Annotated in this window: 19 protein-coding genes and 1 tRNA gene; 11 read left to right on the top strand and 9 right to left on the bottom strand. The window is 52.8% G+C overall.

Features of this window, described 5'->3' with window-relative positions:
• Nucleotides 1–175: 175 nt before the first annotated feature.
• The gene (gene purD / locus AB1L42_RS05925; RefSeq protein WP_367052382.1) at nt 176–1,453 is read right to left on the bottom strand and encodes a phosphoribosylamine--glycine ligase; all 1,278 of its coding nucleotides are present in this window, start codon (nt 1,451–1,453) and stop codon (nt 176–178) included.
• Nucleotides 1,454–1,703: 250 nt separating this feature from the next.
• Here purD and AB1L42_RS05920 point away from each other — a divergent pair, with 250 nt between their 5' ends.
• The 7 genes from AB1L42_RS05920 (at nt 1,704) to AB1L42_RS05890 (ending at nt 8,280) form a co-directional block, all read left to right on the top strand.
• The gene (locus AB1L42_RS05920; protein ID WP_367052380.1) at nt 1,704–2,477 is read left to right on the top strand and encodes an SDR family oxidoreductase; all 774 of its coding nucleotides are present in this window, start codon (nt 1,704–1,706) and stop codon (nt 2,475–2,477) included.
• Between the two features lie 82 nt (nt 2,478–2,559).
• Nucleotides 2,560–2,631, top strand: a tRNA-Gly gene (locus tag AB1L42_RS05915).
• Nucleotides 2,632–2,891: 260 nt separating this feature from the next.
• The gene (gene tig / locus AB1L42_RS05910) at nt 2,892–4,370 is read left to right on the top strand and encodes a trigger factor (protein ID WP_367052377.1); all 1,479 of its coding nucleotides are present in this window, start codon (nt 2,892–2,894) and stop codon (nt 4,368–4,370) included.
• A 238-nt stretch (nt 4,371–4,608) separates the two neighbouring features.
• Entirely contained in the window at nt 4,609–5,397 is a 789-nt protein-coding gene (gene trpC / locus AB1L42_RS05905; protein ID WP_367052375.1) for an indole-3-glycerol phosphate synthase TrpC, read from the top strand.
• Between the two features lie 23 nt (nt 5,398–5,420).
• Nucleotides 5,421–6,035 (top strand): phosphoesterase, encoded by a 615-nt coding sequence (locus AB1L42_RS05900; RefSeq protein ID WP_367052373.1) that lies wholly within the window; start codon nt 5,421–5,423, stop codon nt 6,033–6,035.
• Between the two features lie 77 nt (nt 6,036–6,112).
• Nucleotides 6,113–6,724 carry a type III secretion system chaperone gene (locus tag AB1L42_RS05895; protein ID WP_367052371.1) on the top strand — a complete coding sequence of 204 codons (612 nt, stop codon included), beginning with the start codon at nt 6,113–6,115 and terminating at the stop codon, nt 6,722–6,724.
• Between the two features lie 497 nt (nt 6,725–7,221).
• The gene (locus AB1L42_RS05890) at nt 7,222–8,280 is read left to right on the top strand and encodes a beta-ketoacyl-ACP synthase III (RefSeq protein ID WP_367052369.1); all 1,059 of its coding nucleotides are present in this window, start codon (nt 7,222–7,224) and stop codon (nt 8,278–8,280) included.
• Nucleotides 8,281–8,396: 116 nt separating this feature from the next.
• On the opposite strand, the gene AB1L42_RS05885 is transcribed toward AB1L42_RS05890, so the two are convergent.
• Together AB1L42_RS05885 and serA are read right to left on the bottom strand one after the other, a co-directional pair.
• A complete protein-coding gene (locus AB1L42_RS05885) occupies nt 8,397–9,263 on the bottom strand; it encodes a radical SAM protein (protein ID WP_367052366.1) in 867 nt (288 codons plus the stop codon).
• A gap of 119 nt (nt 9,264–9,382) precedes the next feature.
• A complete protein-coding gene (serA, locus tag AB1L42_RS05880; RefSeq protein WP_367052364.1) occupies nt 9,383–11,023 on the bottom strand; it encodes a phosphoglycerate dehydrogenase in 1,641 nt (546 codons plus the stop codon).
• Between the two features lie 309 nt (nt 11,024–11,332).
• On the opposite strand from serA, the gene AB1L42_RS05875 reads away from it, so the two are divergent.
• Entirely contained in the window at nt 11,333–11,836 is a 504-nt protein-coding gene (locus tag AB1L42_RS05875; RefSeq protein WP_367052363.1) for an OsmC family protein, read from the top strand.
• Nucleotides 11,837–11,891: 55 nt separating this feature from the next.
• Nucleotides 11,892–13,331 (top strand): protein kinase, encoded by a 1,440-nt coding sequence (locus AB1L42_RS05870; RefSeq protein ID WP_367052362.1) that lies wholly within the window; start codon nt 11,892–11,894, stop codon nt 13,329–13,331.
• A gap of 22 nt (nt 13,332–13,353) precedes the next feature.
• Here AB1L42_RS05870 and AB1L42_RS05865 read toward each other — a convergent pair whose 3' ends face one another.
• The 6 genes from AB1L42_RS05865 to AB1L42_RS05840 all read right to left on the bottom strand — a co-directional run bounded on the left by AB1L42_RS05865 (nt 13,354) and on the right by AB1L42_RS05840 (nt 19,972).
• Nucleotides 13,354–14,220 (bottom strand): CHAD domain-containing protein, encoded by an 867-nt coding sequence (locus AB1L42_RS05865; protein WP_367052359.1) that lies wholly within the window; start codon nt 14,218–14,220, stop codon nt 13,354–13,356.
• A gap of 200 nt (nt 14,221–14,420) precedes the next feature.
• A complete protein-coding gene (locus AB1L42_RS05860; protein WP_367052357.1) occupies nt 14,421–15,773 on the bottom strand; it encodes a sugar porter family MFS transporter in 1,353 nt (450 codons plus the stop codon).
• Nucleotides 15,774–15,876: 103 nt separating this feature from the next.
• Complete coding sequence (locus tag AB1L42_RS05855) at nt 15,877–17,328, bottom strand: type I 3-dehydroquinate dehydratase (protein WP_367052355.1); 1,452 nt, start codon at nt 17,326–17,328, stop codon at nt 15,877–15,879.
• Nucleotides 17,329–17,584: 256 nt separating this feature from the next.
• A complete protein-coding gene (locus tag AB1L42_RS05850) occupies nt 17,585–18,124 on the bottom strand; it encodes a hypothetical protein (RefSeq protein ID WP_367052353.1) in 540 nt (179 codons plus the stop codon).
• Nucleotides 18,125–18,167: 43 nt separating this feature from the next.
• Nucleotides 18,168–19,316 (bottom strand): 3-dehydroquinate synthase, encoded by a 1,149-nt coding sequence (gene aroB, locus AB1L42_RS05845; protein WP_367052351.1) that lies wholly within the window; start codon nt 19,314–19,316, stop codon nt 18,168–18,170.
• Between the two features lie 182 nt (nt 19,317–19,498).
• Entirely contained in the window at nt 19,499–19,972 is a 474-nt protein-coding gene (locus tag AB1L42_RS05840) for a hypothetical protein (RefSeq protein ID WP_367052349.1), read from the bottom strand.
• Between the two features lie 405 nt (nt 19,973–20,377).
• Here AB1L42_RS05840 and AB1L42_RS05835 point away from each other — a divergent pair, with 405 nt between their 5' ends.
• Complete coding sequence (locus AB1L42_RS05835) at nt 20,378–22,066, top strand: hypothetical protein (RefSeq protein ID WP_367052347.1); 1,689 nt, start codon at nt 20,378–20,380, stop codon at nt 22,064–22,066.
• Between the two features lie 357 nt (nt 22,067–22,423).
• Complete coding sequence (locus AB1L42_RS05830) at nt 22,424–22,642, top strand: hypothetical protein (protein WP_367052345.1); 219 nt, start codon at nt 22,424–22,426, stop codon at nt 22,640–22,642.
• The last annotated feature ends 168 nt before the right edge of the window (nt 22,643–22,810 follow it).

Here is a 22,810-nt window from a genome sequence, read left to right as displayed (position 1 = left end):
TAGTTCGTTGATCGGTTCAATGGCAATGTCGGAAATGAAACGACTAGCAAGCTTTACAGCAAGTTGCCACACCGAAGCAATCACGTGGCCGGCGAAACGCAACTCTTGCAACACCCGCGCACACAATTCACAAGGCACATTGACGCCGCCGCTGGCAATTCAAGCAGGCTGTCGCCTACTCGCGGGCTTTGTCTGAAATGTCCTTGCGACACCAGGCTCCCTGCCAACGAATACACTTCACAGCTTCATAAGCTTTTCGTTTTGCTTCCGAGAGCGATTCGCCAAGCGAAGTGATTCCCAGCACTCGCCCACCGGAATTGACAACTTGCCCGTCGGTGATTGTTGTTCCGGCGTGAAAGACCTTTGTGTCCGGAAGTTCGGCAGCTTCCCCCAGTCCTCTGATCGGATGCCCTGACTGATAAGATTCCGGATACCCTTCGGATGCCATCACAACGCAAACCGCCGACCGGGAATCCCATTCGAGCTCGGGAAGATCCCGCAGCTTCCCCTGCGAGGCAGCGAGAAGAATTTCGTAGAGGTCAGACTTGAGACGCATCAGAACGGGCTGTGCTTCTGGATCTCCGAGACGCACGTTGTACTCGAGAACTTTCGGGCCTTGAGCAGTCAGCATGAGACCAGCGTACAAAACGCCCTGAAAATCGGTTCCATTCTTCCGCATTGCATGGACGGTCGGAATCAGAATTCGCTCGATCACTTCATCGATGAGTTCCGGAGTCGCGAACGGAGCTGGGGTGTAAGCTCCCATCCCGCCGGTATTCGGTCCCGTGTCTCCATCGTGAGCGGCTTTGTGATCCTGAGCTGGCTCGAGCGTCACAATCGTCTTTCCGTCGACGAGTGCCAGGATGCTCACTTCCTGACCAACCAACCGTTCTTCGATGACGATCTTCCGACCAGCATCCCCGTACGCCTTTTGCGTCATGATGTGATGGATGGCTTCGATCGCTTCCGCTTTGGTCGAGCAGACTGAAACACCCTTCCCAGCTGCGAGGCCATCTGCTTTCACCACGAGAGGTGTTTCTTCTCGTTCCTGTACGAACTGAACAGCGTCTGTGGGGTCGGTGAAAACCCAGTGGTCAGCTGTCGGCACATTCGCCCGACGCATAATTTCCTTGCAGAAGGACTTACTGCCTTCCAAAGCTGCGGCAGCTTTTGTGGGCCCGAAGACTGTCAGACCTCGACTTTGGAACGTGTCGACAATCCCAGCCACCAATGGAGCTTCCGGGCCGACGACCGTCAGAGTGACGTCATTTTCTTCAGCGAATGCGGCCAATCTTTCGCTGTCGGTAGCACTGATATCGACATTGATCGCGTCTTCTGCCGTCCCTGCGTTTCCGGGAGCACAGAAGACTTTGTCAACGTGTGGAGATTGCTTGAGCTTCCACGCGATGACGTGTTCTCTTCCACCCTGTCCAATCACAAGTACGTTTGCCATGTTACAACCTTAGCGCAGCGACGCAGGCACTTTGAAATTTTGAAACATCGATCAAAGGCGTCGCGACAAGAGGACGAATGATGAATCCAGAATACCGGTCTGCAACCTTCACCGATCGTGACCTCGGCCGATCGTTCCAGTTCTGAAGACAGCCGCAAGACCGAAGCAGATTTCCGTTGCGGCACGGAACAATTATAGTGCGGCTTCCATTCATTCGCGAGTCGTCCACCCCCGAAGAAATCACATTCAGATGATCAACCGTCAGCGTGAGTTTGCGTCACTGGCAGGAAAAACTGCTTTGGTGACAGGAGCCTCTTCCGGTATCGGAAGAGCAATTGCGGAAGAGTTCGCCGCAGCTGGGGCACGAGTCGTCGTCCATTACTCCTCTTCTCGCGAGAGCGCACAGAAAGTTGTCGAGCAAATTAAAGACACCGGAGGCGAGGCTGACTGCGTACAGGCCAACTTCCTGACGGATTCTTTCCCGCAGTTCTGCGAGGAAGTTTGGGAGACATCGGGCCCAATTGATATCTGGGTCAACAACGCGGGAGTTGACCTTCTCACTGGAGAAGGAGCGACTTTGAATTATCAAGAAAAGCTTGATCGACTGCTTCGCGTCGACGTCGCTGGGAGTGTGCAGCTGAGCAAGTTGGTCGGCCAGAAAATGAAAGAACGCGGCAGCGGGACAATTCTGAATATCGGTTGGGACCAAGCTGACCGCGGGATGGAAGGCGACAGCGCAGAGCTTTTTTCGACCGCCAAAAATGCAATTATGGGATTCACCCGTTCACTGGCGGTCTCATTGGCACCGCAGGTTCGCGTAAATTGTATTGCTCCGGGTTGGATTCGGACTGCCTGGGGCGATCAGGCCAGCGATGACTGGCAAGAACGTGTTATGCGAGAAACCCCGCTGAAACGCTGGGGTTTGCCTGAAGATCTTGCGAATCTGGCGAGATTTTTGGTCAGCGAGGAAGCAAATTATCTCACCGGACAGGTCATCAATGCGAATGGTGGTGCAATTCGATGACGGATGCCTTGACGATCTGAGCCAGCAGTGCCTAAACTGCTTGGCCACATCGGTTTTCTCTGGAATTTCCAGAGGGACGAACGCGGGTGTAGCTCAGTGGTAGAGCACCACGTTGCCAACGTGGTTGTCGAGGGTTCAAATCCCTTCACCCGCTCTTTTGCCTTCTCAGGTTGTCTGTTCATGTGATGGGAAGTGTCTCGTCAAACGCTCTGTGAGGCGTTCGGCCAAGTCTGGCTTTCAGGGAATTACGTTGGCCATGGCAGGTGAGAAGTTGATTATCATTCCCCTGGTTCGGTCGTGCCCTTGCTGAAAAGCCTCGCAGAATTGAATCGCGAGTGCTGATCTTCAGGCAAGAGAGTGGCACAGGTTGCTTTTCGAAAGAGCCTTACGAGAAACACGTTAGAGGAAATGGTTGTGTCTGAAGAAGTCGAACAAAACGTGGATGAAACCGAGACCGCCGGGGATGTGGGTCTTGCTGAATCGCCGAAAATGGACCTGACCGTCTCGATTGATGATGTCGGACCTTGCAAAAAGCACGTTCGCGTCTCAGTCCCCCGAGCTTCGATTGACGAAGCGTTCAATGATGTTGTGGACGAATACTCTGAAAAAGCCGAAGTTCCAGGTTTTCGCGTTGGCAATGTTCCTTCAAGCCTCGTGGCCCGCCGCTTCAAGACCGAAATTGCTGATCAGGTCAAACAGCGCGTGCTGATGGCAAGCCTCGAGCAGTTGGGCGAAGAGTCCGACCTCGACCCAATCAACGAGCCAAACCTCGATCTCGAAAGCATCGTCATCCCTGAAGAAGGTGACTTCGAGTACGAATTCGACGTCGAAGTGCGTCCAGAATTTGAACTTCCGACCTACAAAGGTCTGAAGATTGATCGTCCGACTCGGGAAACGACCGACGAAGAAGTCAACGCGTATCTCGACCAGTTCCTCGACCAATACGGAAAATTGGTTCCTGTTGACGCACCGGCTGAAGATGGCGATTTCGTCACTGTCGACATCTCTGTTGAACACGACGGAAAACCTCTGGCACACATTGAAGACGTCTCCATCCGAGTTCGCCCAAAACTGCGATTCCAGGACGCAGAACTCGATGGCTTCAACGAAATCATTACCGGAGTTTCTGCCGGGGAGAGTCGCGAGGCTGATCTGACCGTCTCCATGGAGGCTGATTCCATTGGAATGCGGGGCGAGACAGTCCACGCGAAGTTTGACGTCCTCGACGTTAAGCGAATGGAAACACCAACTCTCGACGAAGAATTCCTCGAGCGAATCGGCGTTGAGTCAGAAGAAGACCTGCGAAACCAGATTCACGGAATGCTGGACCGACAGGTCAAATACGAACAACGCCAGGCGATTCGACGTCAGGTTCTTGAGAAAATCACTGAGTCTGCCGACTGGGAACTCCCCGAAGATCTCGTCACCAAACAGGTCGACAACGCCCTGAAGCGAGAGATTCTCGAAATGCAGCAAGCAGGATTCACCTCACGTGAAATCCTCGCTCGCGAGAACGATCTTCGTCAACGCTCGTTGAGCATGACACGCCAGAACCTCAAAGAACACTTCGTTCTGGACCGTATTGCTGAGATCGAAAACATCGACGTGACCGAAGAAGATCTCGAAGTCGAAATTCTTTCAATGGCGATGCAACGGGGCGAAAACCCTCGTCGAATTCGCGCGAAAATGATCAAGAACGGTTCAATCGAGAACCTTCAAGCTCAGATCCGCGAGCGAAAAGCTGTCGATATCGTCTTCGACAGTGCCGAGTTCAACGACGTTCCTCTTCCACCGACTGTATCGAACGAAGTGGAAGCATTGAACCGTTCAATCTGCCGCACAGCGAGCCAGGCGGACGCAACTCAGGAAGACGACGATTCGGAAGACGAATAGTTCTTCTGGCTTTCACGCCAAAAACTGACATCACACAAAAGGCACGGAAACAAACTTCCGTGCCTTTTTGCTTTCCGGGGAGTTGTCCGCTATTGTCTGAGTGCATTGCGTCCTCAGCCAATCTTAAAGCTGTGACACTTGCACTTGCCCACTCGGAATTCTCGCTGCCTAAATCGCAGTTTTCGGGAGCGAGTCGACGAAAACCCATCCAAAATCTGCTCGTAATTGTGACAGCGCTGTGTCAAATATTCTCGATCGCATCGTTGAACAGAAACTTCAGGACATTGCAGCTGCTAAGCGAGCGATTCCCCATTCTCAACTGCAAGCATTAATTCCGAGCGCTCCACCTGTTTGCGGGTTTGTCGAGTCGCTCCGCAGCCATCATCCGATGGGACTGATCGCCGAAGTGAAACGGGCTTCTCCTTCAGCGGGGCTGATTCGAGAGGACTTTGATCCGGTCCAAATCGCAACTGAATATGCTGCCAACGGGGCTGCCTGCCTGAGCGTCCTCACCGATGAAAATTTCTTTCAAGGCTCGCTGGAATATCTGATCGCGGTCCGCAAAAGCGTCGACATTCCGGTCCTTCGAAAGGACTTCATTCTCGATGTCTATCAGATTGATGAAGCGCGCGTTGCTGGGGCGGATGCAATTTTGCTGATTGCAGAATGCCTCGACGACGAAACACTCAGAAAGCTTTATCAGCACACACATTCGCTTGGAATGCAAGCTCTGGTCGAGATCTACGAACCGGACAACGTCGAGCGTGTGCTCGCACTTTCTCCTCCGCTGATCGGCGTGAATAACCGGAACCTGCAAACGTTCGAAACGCGGCTGGAGCACTGCACAGACCTTAGGAAAGTCATTCCGGAGGAGATTTTGCTTGTCGGTGAGAGCGGAATTCACTCGCATGACGATGTTCTCATGCTTCAAGACTCTGGAGTTCACGCGATTCTTGTCGGAGAGTCGCTGATGCGGCAGCAGGACGTCGGGCAAGCAGTTCGAAATCTACTCGGAACAGAAAACTAACCAACCTATTCAGGAGGGGCTCTATGTCACTGGACCAGACGACTGTCGAACATGTTTTAGTCGTCCCGACGTTGTTGTTTCATGAAATTGGACACTTCCAGGGATACACGACGAACATTGAGCCCTACCTGGAAACATTGCTTGACCCAAGCTACGTGAGCTATCGCCCTCGACACGAAGTTGAGGAAGACCCAAGCTACAAGCAACTCATTCCCTATTGTGTTTTTCGACACGAAGGCAAGGTCTTCTATTATCGCCGAGGGAAGGAATCGGGGGAGGGTCGCCTGCACTCAAAACGCTCGATCGGGATCGGCGGTCACATTTCTTCCGATGACGCAACATCGGGGTCGAATGTGTATCAGGTCGCGATGAAGCGGGAAATTGAGGAGGAAGTCTTTCTCGAGTCAGGGTTTAGCGAATCCTGCGTGGCACTCATCAACGATGATCAAACCGATGTCGGTCGTGTGCATCTTGGGATTGTTCACGTTTTTGACCTGGAAGCGGCCAAAGTTCGCCCTCGCGAAACGTCGATCATAGAAACAGGGTTTGAAGATCCGATGCAACTCGTCCAGAGTCGCGACGATTTTGAGACTTGGTCACAAATTTGCCTGGAGTTCCTCAACACTGGTCAAAAGTGAACAGCCCGTTCACAGTCCCGGTTGAATTTCAGGAAACTATTGTTGATGCATCAGACATAACAAAGGAGTGTGTGTCGATGAAACTTATGCGGAGTTTGATCGTCGCTGGAGCGTTAACTGGCGTCGGAGTGTCGATTCTGCCCCCTCAGTCTTGTGTCGCACAAGACCAGGCCGCGATGCAGCTGAGCGAAGAACAGCTCGGCGAGTCGCTCGCAGCTTTGGGAATTGAGGCAGAGAAAAAACAACAACGCTACGATTTTGCTTTTCGGGCGGTCATGTCGGAGGAAGAGTGGGAACTCTCCATGTCCGCTGTACTGAGCCAGAACGGTGAAGACCTGTGGGTCATGGCTTGGTTGGATGAGCTGCCAAAGACTTCAGCCGAAGTCCCCAAAACTGCGCTGTTGCGCCTACTTGCCCAAAACGACCAGCTTGGAAACGGAAAGTTCTTCGCGTACGTTCCAACGGCTCGACGGTTCGTCCTGCAGCGAACAGTACCCAACGAGGACCTGACATCCGCGAAACTTCGCGTCATTCTTCAGGATCTCGGCTCGACCGTTGTCGAAAACTATCCGATCTGGGCAGTTGCCAACTGGAATCCGACGGGAACTCCCGCAGCTCCCACTGGAGCCCCAGCTCAATCGGCCTCACAATCAGGTGGACAACAATTTCAGCAGCCAGTTCAACGTTGATGTTTGATTCCGGGGGGAGTCAAGCTGAGCCTAAAAGACTCAGTTGAAGAACCCAACGTTGAATGACCGGGGGCGATACCCTGGCTGTAGCCGTAAGCTCATCGATCGAAATTTCGAAGGAACTTGTCCTCAAACGGACTGTGAATCAACGGGGATCTCATTCCTCTTCCTGGTTCCCCGTTTCGGACTGGTTCTCGAGATTTCACGGTCGATGGGATTACGGCTTGAGTCGTTCATGGAAATCAATTCCAGACTGGTTCTGGTCCGGTGAAATGTTTATGCTGACAACCCGTGTATGGGAGACCGTCTGCGTAGATCGCTGTCGGTCTTGCCCGAAACAGAGTGATTTATCGCACTGCCCGTATCAAAAGCGGTTCGCAGTGAGAACGTCTCCCTCCAGATATCTGGCCAAAAACCGCACGGATAATGGAGTGGACTGTTTGAATTGAGCCAGCAAATTGTTCTCGGAGTGAGAACTCAATCCTGAGGTGACCTGCGTGGCGACCATAGCAGAAAAGGATTATGCGAAACCCACGCCGGGGAATGACAAGACATTGTTTACTCGACGTACGAGTTCGCTTCTCGGTGTTCAAATTGTCGCCTGTGGCTCCTACTTGCCCGATCAAGTTGTGACAAACGAACAGCTTGATGAACGCTATGGGTGTGACCCGAACTGGATTGTCCAGCGAACGGGCATTCGTGAACGCCGCCATTGTCCCGATGGAATGGCGACCAGCGACATGTGCATTGAAGCCTCACGACAGGCGATTCGCACTTCTGGAATCGACCCTCAACAAATTGACCTGCTGGTCTGTGGAACATTCACACCAGACTATCATTGCCCGTCGACGGCTTGCCTGGTTCAGGATCAGTTGGGCTTGGACTGCCCTGCTTTCGACACAGCTGCTGCCTGTGCTGGCTTTATGTATGCACTTGTCACGGCAGCACAATTCGTCGCGACCGGAAACGCTCGATACGCACTCGCTGTCGGTGGCGACCTGAACAGCCGAATCGTGAACCCCAAAGACCAGCGGACGTTCCCACTCTTTGGTGATGGGGCAGGCGCTGTCCTGATCACGAGAGGAACTCCACATCAGGGATTGGTCTGCTATCAGCTCGGATCCGATGGAAGCGGCGGTCCGCTACTGGATCGACCAGCTGGTGGAACAAAGGTTCCGATGACTCCTGAAGGACTCGTCGCTGGCGAACACTTCCTTCGAATGGACGGTCGCAGCGTCTTCAAATGGGCAGTTCGCATGCTGGTCGATACGATTGAACTCGTGCTCAGCAAGAGCGGCATGACGGTCCACGACATCTCTCAATTCGTCTTACATCAGGCGAACATCCGAATCATCAACGCAGCAGCTGAACAGCTCGGCATTCCGCAGGAAAAGTTGTTCGTCAACTTGGATCGATACGGCAACACCTCTGGTGGATCGATTCCAATTGCTCTTGATGAAGCTGTCCGCTCTGGACGAATTCAGTCAGGCGATGCAGTCTTGATGTGCGGCTTCGGTGGTGGACTGACCTGGGGAACCGGAGTCTTTCGCTGGTAATGGCCCTGAACGCCATTCAACTCCGCGCAACAGTTTTGCGTGACAGGACTCTCTTCGAGAAAACTCTTTGAAAAGAATGCCGAGCAACGATCTTGCCCAGACAAGAATCGTCGGCATCAACTGTAATACGACTCGACTGCCAGACCTGTCCGCGTTCTCACACGCTCGGCAATTGTATCGACTTCTTCATCAAGCAGCGGTGCAACAAAGCTTTCTGCAGGCTGGCGGGCGACCGTGTAGACCTGAATGAGGCTGAGCTGTCCACCGGATTCGAGAACGTTCTCGAGTCGATCGATGTAAGCCTCGATTTCTTCTGATGTCGGTGGCTCACCATGCACTCGCATGAAGAGACTTTGGATCACAAGCGGACGGACTCGAGAAGCTTCCAGGATGTTGTCAAGCACCTGCTGAAAACGGATCTTCGTGCGATCGACAAGCTGAAAGTACTCGCTTGTTCCAGCGTCGAGCTTCGCCCAGATTTCACCCTGGTTCTCATCCAGCAGCTTCAGACCACGCTGAACGACCGGGCGATGAAACATGCTGGCGTTAGTGATCAGCACCATTTTGACAGCATCGAGCCCAAGAGACGCTTTCAGCTGAGCAGCTCGTTCGATGATTTCATCGAAGTTGCGATAGGTTGTTGGCTCTCCGTCGCCAGAGAAAGCGATATCGTTGAGTCGTTGGAACTCAGCTGGAACATCTGCGAATCGCGGGTCGGTGAAGATTTCGCCCGACGAAACAAACTCCAGCATCCCTGCGAGTTCATCGAAGAGTTGTTCGAACTCAACGAACTGAGTAACCGACTCTGATCGTCGATCGACCTGACAGTAGATGCAATCGAAGTTGCATACTTTGTCAGGGTTCAGATTCACTCCGATTGAGATCCCCTTGCTGCGTCGAGACAGGACCGGATAGACGAACCGGTTCTGTTCGTATTGTCGCGGATGCGATCGGTGCTGTCGAACAGATCGGGGATTCGCCATGGTAATCAAGCTGACTCGCAGAAGGAAAAAATGGACCGGACACTGCTGCATCCGGCCATTCGATTATAGGTTCAGCGGTCACCAAGACGAGGTCTATTATTCGCTCGCTAGGAGATTCCCTACAGACCCAGCCATGGCAACGGAGCTTTGGCCGGTGGGAGATTGACCAGTTGAACTCCGGTCACGTCGGGGTGCGACTGGACTTCCTGAAGCGCTTCTTCAGAGGGAGCATTGTCAAGATTCAGAACAGCGACCGCTTCTCCACCGGGTTCATTCTTCTCACGGCCAAGTGCCATGTGAGAGATATTCACCTGATGCTTGCCGAAGGTTGTGCCAATCGCTCCGATCAAACCTGGAACGTCTTTATGGCGATAAATCAGCATCAACCCGTCGAGATATGCGTCGAGCTGATAGTCGTTCAACTTCACCAGACGCAGGAAATCGTTTCCGAATGTTGTGCCGCCTGCGGTGATTTCTCGTTGGTCCGTACGAACGGTCGCGGCGATCATCGTGGCGAATGCGCCTGTTTCCGAAGTCGAGGTTTGCGAAATGGCGATTCCGCGGTCCTTGGCTGTCACATCGGAGTTCACAATGCTGACAGTATCATCCAGTGCAGCTGAGAGCAGTCCGGATGTGAATGCACTCGTGATCAGTTTGACGGGCTGCGAGGTGACTTCGCCGCGATACTGAAGTTCAGCCCCTTTGATTCCTTCCGATCCTGCCAGCTGAGCCAGCATTAAGCCCAATCGATAAGCGAGATCGAGATAAGCTTTGGCAGCTTCGAGTTCTTTCCCGGAGATTGGGACCATGTTCACGGCGGAGCGGATTTCGTTTCGCGTCAGGAAGTTGCAGACAATTTCGGCTGCTTCAACCGCGACCTGTTCCTGTGCTTCTTCTGTCGACGCTCCGAGGTGCGGAGTACACAGCACGTTGGGATAGCTCGCGAGCTTGTCGTTCGCGCCTGCTTTCTCAGTCACGTAGACATCGAGGGCAGCTCCGCCCACTTGACCAGATTCGAGGCCTTCGAGAAGGGCTTCTTCGTCGATAATTCCGCCACGAGCACAGTTGACCAACCGCACTCCTTTTTTCATTTTCTTCAGACGTTCGGAGTTGATCAGCCCACGAGTCTCGTCCGTGAGAGGCGTGTGCACTGTGACCAGATCACATTTCACGAGCAATTCGTCGATGTCTCGGTAGAGTTCGATTTTCTGCTCGGCAGCGCGATCTTCACTCAGGAATGGATCGTAGCCGAGCACGTTCATTTCCAGCCCGTTGCAACGTCTGGCGACGGCCAGCCCAATTCGGCCGAGTCCGATCACGCCGACAGTCTTGCCAGCCAGCTGAGTCCCAGTGAAGAGTTTTCGGTCCCAGCGACCTTCCCTCATCGATTGCGAGGCAGGACCGATATTGCGGCACAGCCCCATCATCATCGCAATCGTCTGTTCCGCTGTGCTGAGCGTGTTCCCATCGGGAGTATTTGAAACGACAATCCCCTGGCGTGTGGCAGCGACCAGATCGACATTATCGACCCCAACACCTGCACGGGCAACGACTTTCAGCCGTTTCTGGCCACTGAGAACGTCTTCGGTCAGTTTCGTTCCACTTCGGATCACGACTCCATCAGCTGTCGCGAGTGCCTCTTTCAGTGCGCTGGGGTCCTTGTGAATCTCTGGCTCATAAACCAGATCGATCTCCGGATGATCTTCAAGGAGTTTCAGACCAATTGGGGATAGGTTGTCGCTGACAAGGACGCGATACATGGGAATTCCTCGAATCCATTCCGGACCGGGTTTGAAAAGAACGAGCTGTGAGACCTGCTGTTTCAGGCGTCATAGTTGGGACGACTGCGCAGAGGGTGTAGCATAGAGGACAAGGGACACGCGCCAAGGGTTCAACGATCAGATGGCTGTTGTTCCAAACCTTTGGAAACTCATTCAAAGAATTCTGCCGCCTTAGCGAACTGCGTGTTCACGAGTCTGTACACTGTGAAATTCGAATCACTCATCCGGACTGATCGGTTTTCGAGTGAGTTTTCGCCCAACCATCCGCCTGTATGAGAGGAATGAACATTGAGTCCCGACGAACTTCGACAGCTTCAAGCTCCATGGAAGGAGAAATTTCGATTGAGTTCCGACGCAGCCCAAGCGACACTTTCAGCGAAGGGTGTTGTCGATGTTGAACACGTCGCTTGTCGAATTCATGAGAGCGAACCTCATACGCGAACGGCAGGTCTTCACCCGATGGCAGGCGGAGACGGAACCGCTGCCTGTGCGGCTGAGATGCTGTTGGAAGCCCTCGTCGGTTGTGCAGGTGTGACCTTCGCAGCTGTCAGTACCGCGATGGGTCTGACAATTGAAGACGCGCAACTGTTCGTCGAAGGAGATGTCGACTTTCGCGGCACGCTGGGAATCGATCGGTCCGTGCCGGTTGGATTCACTGACGTCAGAATTCAATTCGTTATCAAATCCGACGCTCCCGATGAGACGCTTGCGAAAGCGGTCGAGTTGGCCGAGCGGTATTGCGTTGTGGCACAAACGCTGAAGTCGGTTCAGTCGAGCTGGAAAAGAAGCTGACGGATGATTCGGGCGGGGACGTTTTATTTCAAAGTCTTGGCGGGGAGTGGAGTGCGTGTCGGAATCTCAAGAAGAGCCGTTGTCGATCTACTGTCCCGCCTGCAACGAATCGTTTGTTCGTGTGCAGGCAGACACGCTGTGCCCGCAATGTGGAATGCCGATTTCCGCAGGCGACAATTCTTATCTTAAGACGATGCTCTGGAAGTCCGCCGAAGAATGGATGAGCCGATCGGAGGCGCTGCAAGACGCCAAGGATCGACGGATCGAAGCGCTCATCGGAAAGACTCTTGAAAAGTACTTCTTGCAGTCGCTGCTTGGCCGAGGCGGAATGGGATGGGTCTTTCTCGGAAGACATTTGCAACTCAATCGATCGTGCGCTGTCAAAGTCCTCTCACCGGATCTTGTCTCCCGAGATCCCGATTACCTCGATCGATTCTGCACCGAGGGTCAGGCGGCCGCTTCGATCGTGCACCCGAATGTCGTCACTGTGCATGCGATCGGTCAGACAGACGATCTCAACTTTCTTGAAATGGAATACGTCCCGGGGAAATCGCTGCAGACAGAAATCCGAAACGGTCCACTTCTCATTCCTCGTGCGACGTTTCTGGCACTCGGAATTGCGAACGGATTGGCGGCAGCTCACCGTTTGGGAATTGTTCATCGCGATTTGAAACCGGACAACGTTCTCCTGACGCATCACGGAATTCCGAAGATCAGCGACTTCGGGCTGGCGAAGCGTCTGCACGGGAACTCCTATTTCGAGATGCCGGGAACGTTGGCAGGGACGCCGCACTTCATGGCTCCCGAACTCTTCAGTGGAGTCGAAGCTTCGCCTGCGAGTGATGTCTACGCGTTGGGTGTCTGCTTCTATTACATGCTCGCTGGAAAGTTGCCGTTCCCTCGACGGAAAATGCAGGATCTCGTCTCCGCAGCGACGACCGAGACAGCCCCCAACATTCGTGAACACCGCCCGGAACTTCCACTCGAGCTGTGCGAGTGCCTCGGACTAATGATGGAGAAAAGCCCGCAGAATCGTCCTCGAGACGGGATTGAAGCTTCGCAGCTTCTTCAAGCGGTCCTTGGTCAAACTCGAGATCTTGAATCATTGATGCACGAAGCATTCGATCATACGCGTCATGTCAGCTGGGTGCGTCGCGGTGAACAGTATCAGATTGATGTCTCGCTCCCTGACGAGCGAAAGCAAACCGTCTTCGTCACTCACAGCAACCATCGGTATCACGAGCGACTCTTGCAGATTTACAGCGTCTGCTGCCCGGCGGAACCTCACTACTTCTCAGCTGCTCTGAGATTGAATTCTCGAATCTCACACGGAGCACTGGCCCTGCGAGATGTTGATGATCAAGAGTACTTCGTGATCACCTGCTCCTATCCGCGATCGACCGTCGACGGAGAAGAGATCCAAAAGAGCGTTCTCGAAATCGCCTCGCATGCTGACGCTGTCGAACTTCTGCTGACAGGCAAAGACGTCAACTGACAGGTGACGAGCTGACCGCAATTCAGCGAAGAATCGATGATTTCGAAAACAGTCGTTTTCCAGTATGAAGTGCAGCTGTTTCGAGTCGATCTCTTTTCTTACGGCAAAGCTTCACGACTCTTTTCAACGTGCTTCGACGGACTCCTGATTTTCGAAACGCAGACTTCGTGGGCTGCGTCGTCATCATCTCGATGAAGAGTGCCAAATCATGGTCGTCACCCAGCTTGGAAGCAATGTTCTTTGCAGGGCGAAGCCGTGCAGCGATGACATCTTCGCCGAACTTCGACAGCAGCTGACACTGGTGCCAATGGTATTTGACGAGCTTTCTCCACTCGTGGAAATCTTGGATGGCCCGCGACTTCGATGCCTTCCGCATCGCCTTTCGACTTTGACGGTATGTCTTCTCAAAACCGTCGATCAAATTCTTACCAGTGTTTTCAGGTTTCCAATTGGAAGTGCGGTCGATGGCTGTTTGAATCTGATCGAGAAGCGAAGTTTGAAGTTCGGTTGTATCGACGTCGGAGTGCTGCTGACTGCAAACCGAACGAATCGCGGCAACCTCCTTGTCCGAAACTTTGGTAGCGAGTTTTTTCTCGACCCAGGTGAGCGTTTCCGTAAGCGAATCTGCATCACGAATTGCAGAGATTCTTCGGGCTTGATCGCGAAAGATTCTGTTCTCGATTTGACAGGTATTCGGCATCATCGGACGAGCAAGGCGGAGAAGCGCCCGAAGTCTTTTGAAGCATCGTCGAAGCAAGTGAATTGATCGTGCTTGATCGGAATCAAGCTCTGCAACCAGACGTTTCGCTTCGGTCAGTTGTTCCACAGCTACGCGACGCACTTCATCACACTCTGGCCGGTCGGGTTCAATCTGGAATGCCACGTTCATTCCCCAAACTCGAAAGCCTACCCCCGACGGATTCTCAGCATCCAGTTGTTTCGTGACGAAGAATCGTCACTCAAACGAAATTGCCGAACAACCCATTGTAGACTCATGAACAAGCGACTGACAATTCGCAGGGCAGTCACTCGGAATAGGTCTTTCTTTCAACGTCGCTTGATGCACACATCCAAGAAGTATCGAGCCGCTCAGTTCGCAGGAGTTTCTTCGTCGGCAGGACGGATTCCCAGCTGCCGTTCGATTTCTTCAAGGGGAACTCCTTTGGTTTCGGGAACCATGGTGAGGACCCAAATCAGTTGAAGAACCATCATGAACATGAAGAAGAGGAAGACGGAACCCGGAGCGAAATGTGTCACCATTCGCGGGAAGAACATCGTCAGCATGGCTGCGCAGATCCAGTGAGTGAAGCTTCCCAGTGACTGCCCTGCTCCGCGAAACTGGTTCGGGAAGATTTCGGAAATGAAGACCCAGATCACGGCACCTTGCCCGACAGCATGGGCTGCGATGAAGGCAAAGATGCAAGCTGGGACGATCGAAACGTTGCCTGAATAGAAGGCCCAGGAACACAGCCCGAGAGAAAGGATGTACCCGATCGAACCGATCAGCAGGAGTGTTCTGCGGCCCAGTCGATCGATCAGCCACAGCCCCACAAACGTGAAGATCAGATTGGTGATTCCGATCCCGATCGACTGCAGCAGTGCAGCTTGTTCACCGAGTCCGGTCAGCTCGAAAATTCGTGGAGCGAAGTAAAGGATCGCATTGATCCCTGAAAGCTGATTGAAGAAGGCAATCAGAATCGCCAGCGTGATCGGCTTTTTGAGTCGTGCTGTCCAGAAGGGTTCTTTTGCTGACGTCTTGTGTGATGCATTTTGAATGGTGTGAATCTGCCGCGACAGCTCGTCGTCGGTGACTTCTGGTTCAATGAGTTGAAGAGTGCGCCGGCCTGCTTCGAGATCGTCCTTGTGTCCGATCAACCAACGAGGACTTTCCGGAATCGTTAGACACATCAGCGTGTAGATCAGAGCGGGAAAAGCTTCGATCCCCAGCATCCATCGCCACGCATTTTCTCCTACGCCAGCGAGAAGATGATTCGACAGGAAGGCGATCAGAATTCCGAAGACAATGTTGAACTGAAACATGCCTGCCAGACGCCCGCGTAAATTCGGCGGACTGATTTCTGAGATGTATAATGGAGCCGCAACAGTTGAGATGCCGACTCCTAAGCCTCCCAGAAAACGTGCGATCATGAAGGAGTTGACGTTCTCCGCCAGTCCAGACCAGACAGCGGAGATGAAATAGAGAACTCCAATCCACAACAGAGTCGGTTTGCGTCCGAGAGTATCGGTCGGCCAGGCACCCACGAGTGAACCGACGACGGTGCCCCACAGGGCCATACTCATCGCCAGACCGTGCATTTGGTCACTGAGTCCCCATAACTCCTGAATGGTTTTCTCGGCTCCTGAGATGACGACTGTGTCAAATCCAAACAGAAAGCCTGCAAGTGCAGAGGTGAGTGACCAGATGAAAATACGTTGATTCATGAGAAGCATTCAGTTGCGGGAGTCATCGAGCGAGTGACTTCGAGAAGTGAGTTTCGCGAATTCCGATGTGCGAAACGAGTGAACGTTTTCAGGATTCACTGATTCAGGATTCACTGAGACCTTTGAGGAACGCGGACTCAGGCAAGTCTTTTCCTGAGATCGCTTTGAACTGCGCTTCGAGAAGTTGTGTGTAAATCCCGGCAGTGTTGATTGTGTGAGCGCCGCGCTCTCTGGCTTCGGCCATGAACTCAGTTTCAAAGGGAAGATCACTGACGTCGAGCATGGTCATGTCCGCTTTGATGACCGATGGATTGATCTGCCCGTGCTGAGACCCCATCGAGATGTTCGGGTCAGCGATGATGATCACGTCGGCCAACGTCTCGTAGAGATTCTGATAGGGGACGAAGCGACAGGAATTCTTCTGAGCTGTCTGCTGGGCGAGTTTGTCCTTCGGACCGCACACGCTCACCATCCCTTCCCGACGCGTGAGCGCGTAGACAATCGAGTCAGCAATTCCTCCGTTGCCGATGACGAGCAGATTCATTTTCGACAGCGACTTGCCGGTCTCTGAAATCACTGATTCGAGTGCTTTCAGCCCGCTTCTCCAAAGTGTGTTGTAACCGTGCCAACCGTTATCGCGTTTGAGGAGCAGGTTGAGGTAACCGCTCTCGGAGTCGTGTGCGTCCACATGATCGGCGAGATCGAGAATGGCCGAGCCGTGTTGATTCCCGACGATGATGGCTCGAATTTTCAGAATGTCGAGCATCCGCTTCAGATCACTAACGTCTTCAAGCTCGATCGGCAAACACCGCACATTCATGTCAAGTTCTTTGAAAGCTGCATTGAGAACGCGAGTGGTCAAAGTCTGGGACTCGCCAAATCCTGACACAGCGATGAAGCGAGTTTTCGAATCGATGTCGGAAGCATGGTAGGTGTCGTTCAACTCAAATACGGTGGCCTGACCATCGTGTGCTTCCATTCCCTTTTCGAGCGCTGCGTAGATCCACGGAGAACCGTAGCGGAGTCCGAGAAGCGAGAACGTTAATTCCGGTCGCCCCAATCCCATCCCCACGACTGGCAATCTTCTCTTTTGACTGACAGCAACAAGCAACGGCCACGCAGCTCCGAGCGTTGGCGTTGGCCATGTGAATTTGACGATGTCGGCACGAGCGTTGGCTGCGTCGTCGAAGATTCTGTCGATATCCGTCTCCGGTCGATCAAGACGTGTGAAGCTGATCACCCGTTGAGTCGATCCAAAGCGGGGCACATCGTTCGCGATATCGAGATCCAACTCAATGTAAGCAGGACCTGCTGCAATCGCACGACGCAGCAGCAGCAGCCGGTCTTCTTCCGTCCCTTCCCATTGACCTCCATCCTGTTTCCGTCGGCAGGAGACAACAATGGGCTTGTCGACAGCACTGATGAGATCTTCAATGTCGGGGTCTTTGCTGAAGTGATCGAGGCACAACTCGATAATGTCACCGTGCCGCGCGGCGTTCAGAAGATCAGCTTTGGCCAACGTTCGTGATGAAGGGGTGACGGTGATACAGATCACTTCAATGTCCTCAATAAATGGCACTCACGGAGCGAGCAGGGATGCGGTCAGCCTGAACCATTTTCATCGCTTTTCCGCACTCGAATGAACGTGAACCTGCCAATGAATGCAGAGCTTGCTTGTGCGAGTCGCTGCGTTTCTGGAAGGATGATGCTCTCGAGTGTCAGAAGTCATTGAACAGATTAGCGTAACGATTCACCGTTGTCCCATCTGAACATTTCAGGAATCGCTCGATCAGTAAAAACGATCGATGTTCTCAAGCAGTGGCGACTTCTTCAACGACTGTCTCAGATTCCATGAGCTTCCGAGACTTCCAAATTCTGAAAGCGAGCAGAAGTCCACCCACGGTCCCGGAGAGATAACTCGCTGAGTGAGCCCAAAGGTCGGCGATGAACCGGTTGTGGCTCTCAGCTGGCACTCTTCGGGCAATCGATCCGACGAGATAGACCGAACCGGATTTTGCAAAGAAATAGCCCATCAAACCTGCACATGCTGCAGTCAAACCACACACAACCATCAGGACGGCAATCAGGCGAACCAGTTCGCGGGCTGTCCGCTTCGGCCGTTGACCAACTCTTGAAGCGATTACCAAGACCACTCCCAGCCCGGCACCGACCCACCATGTCGCGATGACTCCCCAGCCCAATCCAAGCAGCGTCGGATCGTCTGTTCCGAAAATATCGGGATGGCCGATCGTAAAATACTCAACACAAATGCGGGCTGTGATTTGATCGTGAACGATGCCGTAGATCACACTCGCGAGAATGGCAAGTAGTACGATCTTCAGTGACTCCATGGCCGCACACCTCAGTTCAAGAGTGATGAGAGTCGCTATCCGTTTACTCCGAGAGGCCTCCCTCGCGAAGCGTTTCGATCACAAGCGTTTCGTCGACATCATCGATCAGTTCGACGTGTCCAATTCGGGTCGGAAGAATGAATCGCAAGCGCCCGCCGACGGTCTTTTTGTCGAGACGCATTCTGTCGATGACGTCCGTTAAACTGATCGACTCGGGAGAAGAGAGATTCGTCGGCAAGTGAAGTGATTCGAGGAGATGGACCTGCTTTTCGGTCTCTGGTTGTTCGATGCGTCCGCATTTCTCAGCGAGACGACTTGCGTAGACCATCCCGATCGAAACCGCTTCGCCGTGAAGCAGTTCCCCATAGCCAGCGAGAGCTTCGAAAGCGTGGGCGAAGGTGTGACCGTAGTTGAGAATCGCCCGTAAGCCGGTTGTCTCGAATTCGTCTTCTTCCACAACTTTGGCTTTCAGCTCACAGCTTCGAGCGATGGCCATTCTAAGAACATTCGAAGCACGTTCATTCAGCGAGTGAATATTCTGTTCAAGGAAAGAAAAGAACTCTTCATCGAGAATGACGCCATACTTGACCACTTCCGCCAATCCGGATCGATACTCGCGATCCGGAAGAGTGCTGAGTGTTTCCGTATCGATCACCACTCCGCACGGCTGATGGAAAGCTCCGATAAGATTCTTCGCTTTCGGATGATTGATCCCGACCTTCCCACCAACGGCACTGTCGACCGTGGCCAAGAGCGTGGTCGGAACCTGAATGAACGGAATTCCGCGAGCGTAAGTCGCTGCGATGAATCCGCCAGCATCTCCAACAACTCCCCCACCGACGGAGATCACAACAGTCCGGCGGTCTGCCTGAAAATCGACGAGTGCGTCCCAAGCTTCGACGATCGTCGAAATCTTCTTGGAACTCTCACCAGCGGCGAACTCAAAGACTCGAGACTTCCAACCGGAAGCATCGAATGAACTCTGAACACGTTTGGCCCAGTCAACCACGTTCGAGTCTGTCACAATTAGAACGGTTCGCGTTCCCTTGGTTGAGGAATCGAGGTGAAGCCAGCTTGAAACCAGTTCCTCAACCTGCGGCAGAATTCCATTTCCGATGACAATATCGTAGCTGCGGTCTCCCAAGCGAACGTGGACATTTTGGGACTCATTCTGTTCACTGCCTGCGGACACCGTGTATTCCTCTTCAGCCTGGGGGGTATTTGATTTGCGAAAGACCACGCAACACGCTGATTGTGTAGCGTTGAGCGCAAGAAAAAAAGGCTGCAATGTTTGGGAGCGCTCCACAACATCACAGCCTTTGGATCAACCAGTTCTGATGGTAGCCGCTGGCAAATCGAATTTCCAGTGAGAAACTACCAGCCGCAGCAGCCGCCTGAATATCCGAAGCTGCCGCACGTCCCACAATCGGAATAACTCGCTCGTTTGAACGGGCAGAATGGACCGAGAAGTCCACATCCGTGACCGTATCCGCAGCCGTTACGATAGCCACATCCCTTGTGGTGCTTGCCAAATGTTCCGGGACAGTAAGAGGTGCAGTGCGATGAGCATGTTGGAGCAGGAGTGCAGGTATCGCAAGGTCCGCTGGAAATCGGAGCGGTATTGCATCCACCAGCGTATGGAGCGAATGCGTAATTGACAGGATTGTAGTTGTAGGAATAAGGAGCGTAGTCGACGGAAGAGTACGACTGATAAGTCGAGTAGCAGCCGCCTCCGTTGAATCCGTATGCGGAGAAAAACCCGCCGCCTGCATAAGCCTCGCTGGCAGACATCGACATTGCTGACATGCAGAGGGCCGTGCATGCCAGTCCGAACAAGAATCGTGACATTAGGATTTCCTTAGGAAGTTTGTGATCATGACGTCAAAAGCCGCTCCATGGTAAAATGGGCTTTCTGGGCGAGCAACAAAAAGTATAAAAATTTGCGAGGATCAATCATAATTTTCGATCCAAAGCGACTCAGAACTCGTTTGAACAGAATCTTCGGAGCGTCTCATAAGCTCCAGTTGACTTATTGGACTGTTCAGGCGACAACGGTAAAAAACATCGTTCCTGTCAGACATTTCATGGGTGGAATTGAGAAGCCAATGAATATCGGAACCGGATGCTGGTACTGAATGCTGACACTGGGACTTACGAACGATGTTTCCTCAGGTTGACGATGCCATTTTCGTACCCAACTCTGGCTGTGAGTTCTCTCAGTCAGTTCTCACTCTCTTGCGAAGAATTGATCACATGTTGCGAACACTGAGATGCATTCCCGTCTTCGTCCTCAGCCTCTCATTAACTGCGGCTGCTCAGGACGCTCCACTCACTTCCACTTCGAAAGATGTGGACATCGTCGTCCGACTGAATGAACCGGACAAAACGGTTGAAAGCGTGGTCGCGCTCGTCGACGCTGTTCAGCCAGGATTGGGAGAGATGGCGCGGGCTGCTGTTGTTGAGAATCTCGGCCGAGCGATTTCGAACCGGACCCTCACCGGTGTCGACATGACCAGAAGCTGGTACATGACAGTTCACTCCCAAGGACGAGCTGAGCCGCTGGTCGTCTTCGCGATTCCGGCAATTGAAACAGGCGATCTGGTTGGAGCACTGGGTGACAATGTGCAATCCAGAGTTGAAGGCGATTGGGTCTTCTACACCGACAAAGGCGATTTGCCCGAAGCAGCGACTGGAGACGACTCGGTCCACGCAGCGATGGCTGAACCGATTGCAAAAGTTCTCGCTCAAGGTGAGCTGGGAATCTTCGTCAACGCCGACCATCTGACTCAGGTCTACTCTGAGGAAATTGAAACTGGCTACGAAGAAGTTCTCGAACAACTCAACAACTTGCGTTTTGCGATTCCACAGAACTCTGGAGTCAATATTGGTCCAGTCATTGAGATGTACGGAACGATGGTGGAAACCTTCTTCCAGGCTGTGAGAGATGCAGATGCATTTTCTGTTGCAGTGTCGTTGGATCAAAAAGGAATCCGAATCGAAGAACTCGCCGAGTTCAAAAGCGGAACAGACTCAGCCAAGTTCCTCGAAAACCTCCCGACTTCTCCGATCGCTGAACTTTCAAAGCTTCCCAAAGGTGCAGCTGCTTATTACGGGCTGAACAATGGGGTCAAAGAATTGACTCGCTGGGGAGTTGGCCTGAGTGCTGGAATGTCCGACGACGAAGAATCACGCGAGAAAATCGAAGCAGTCATCGATCAGCTCGATAGCGTGGAAATGGGTTCGATGGCAGCCAGCGTGACGATCGGCGACTCCGCCAACGGAATGATTCAGGCAGCCGGTATTGCTCACGCTGATCCAATGGACAAATTCAAGACGTACATGCGAGAGAGCATTGTCGCCATGAACGACATTGAATTTCCAGGAGTGACACAAACATCGACGATCGATGAAGATGGCGAGACATTCGGCGACCACAAAGCGGACGTCATCTCGATCGAACAGGAATACGATCCATCCCAACCGGGTGTCGAAATGCAGGAACAACTTCAGAAGGTCATGTTTGGACCGGATGGAATTCAGTCTCGCGTCGTTTATCTCGATGATGCTTACCTGACCATCATGGGAGGCGGCAAAGATGGAGCGGAACAGTTCTTAAAGAACTATCAGGCTGGCCGGGAAAACGGTCTTGCTGAGAGCCGCGAGAACTTGATGGAAGAGGTCAACGCGATTCTCTTCGTCGATGTCGCGAGCGGAGTCGCGGGGATCATGAAGGCAGTTTCTACAGTCGAAGGTTTGCCACCGATGCCCTTCGATGCCCAAATGATCGACAACCTCTACCTGACTCAGTCCTACATCGGAACTGCCCTGGCAGCGGAAGGACGTTCTGCTCGATGTCGAACAGATTTGCCAGTCGCTCAGATGCAGAACATTGCCAAGCTCGTCATGTTGTTCGCACCATTGGCAGCTGGCCAGCAGTTCTAAAAGTCTTAACGACTTCACGAGTCATCTCGCTCAGGCGACAAAAGGTTCAAACCTGACTGACTCGTGAACTGAGTATCAATCGACCGGGGCAGCTATCACTCGATGGCTGTCCCGGTTTTGCATTTAGTGAGACACTTACACCGACGGAACATTCACTTTGAATTTCATCGCTGACGTTGCCGAAATAGTCTCAGGGTGTGAGTTCACTCATCGGTCTGTTATGGTTCGAGTTCGTCGAACCCCAGCCGTGAAAGTTTTCCTGTCTCCGTGAGCATCCTGATGAGTGGATCTCAGAACTGAATTCGCATGGCGTGTGAGCAGGAGAATCGCGGCGCGTCTCCATGAAGGAAAAGACCAATGGCGAAGAAAGCTGCTTCTGCAAAGAAGGCTCCGACTCTGACCGACATTTATGATCAGGTCTCACGTAAGGCAGACACTGCCAAGCTGCAGATCAATGCCGCAGAGACCAAACGTGTCCTCGCATGCTTTTTCGATGTCCTCGAAGACTATCCCGCAGCTGAAGCAATGGACCTCGTCGCCAAAGGACTCAAAGCAGCACAAAAACGTCGCCGCTAAAGCGAGTAGTCATTTCCTGTGCAAATCAAATCTCAAACTGCTCTAAGTGCAACCATGCAACGAGAATCGACGTAGCCTCTCGCGTTTCAGACGAGACGTCGCTGCGAGATTCACTCCAAGGTTTGTTCACGACGAAAAGTGTTTGTGAAACAAGCTCAGCAACAAATT

It is taken from the genome of Thalassoglobus sp. JC818 (assembly GCF_040717535.1).
GTDB lineage: Bacteria > Planctomycetota > Planctomycetia > Planctomycetales > Planctomycetaceae > Thalassoglobus.
Note: the sequence above shows the minus strand (reverse complement) of the source record. Positions and strands in the feature narration are given on the sequence as shown.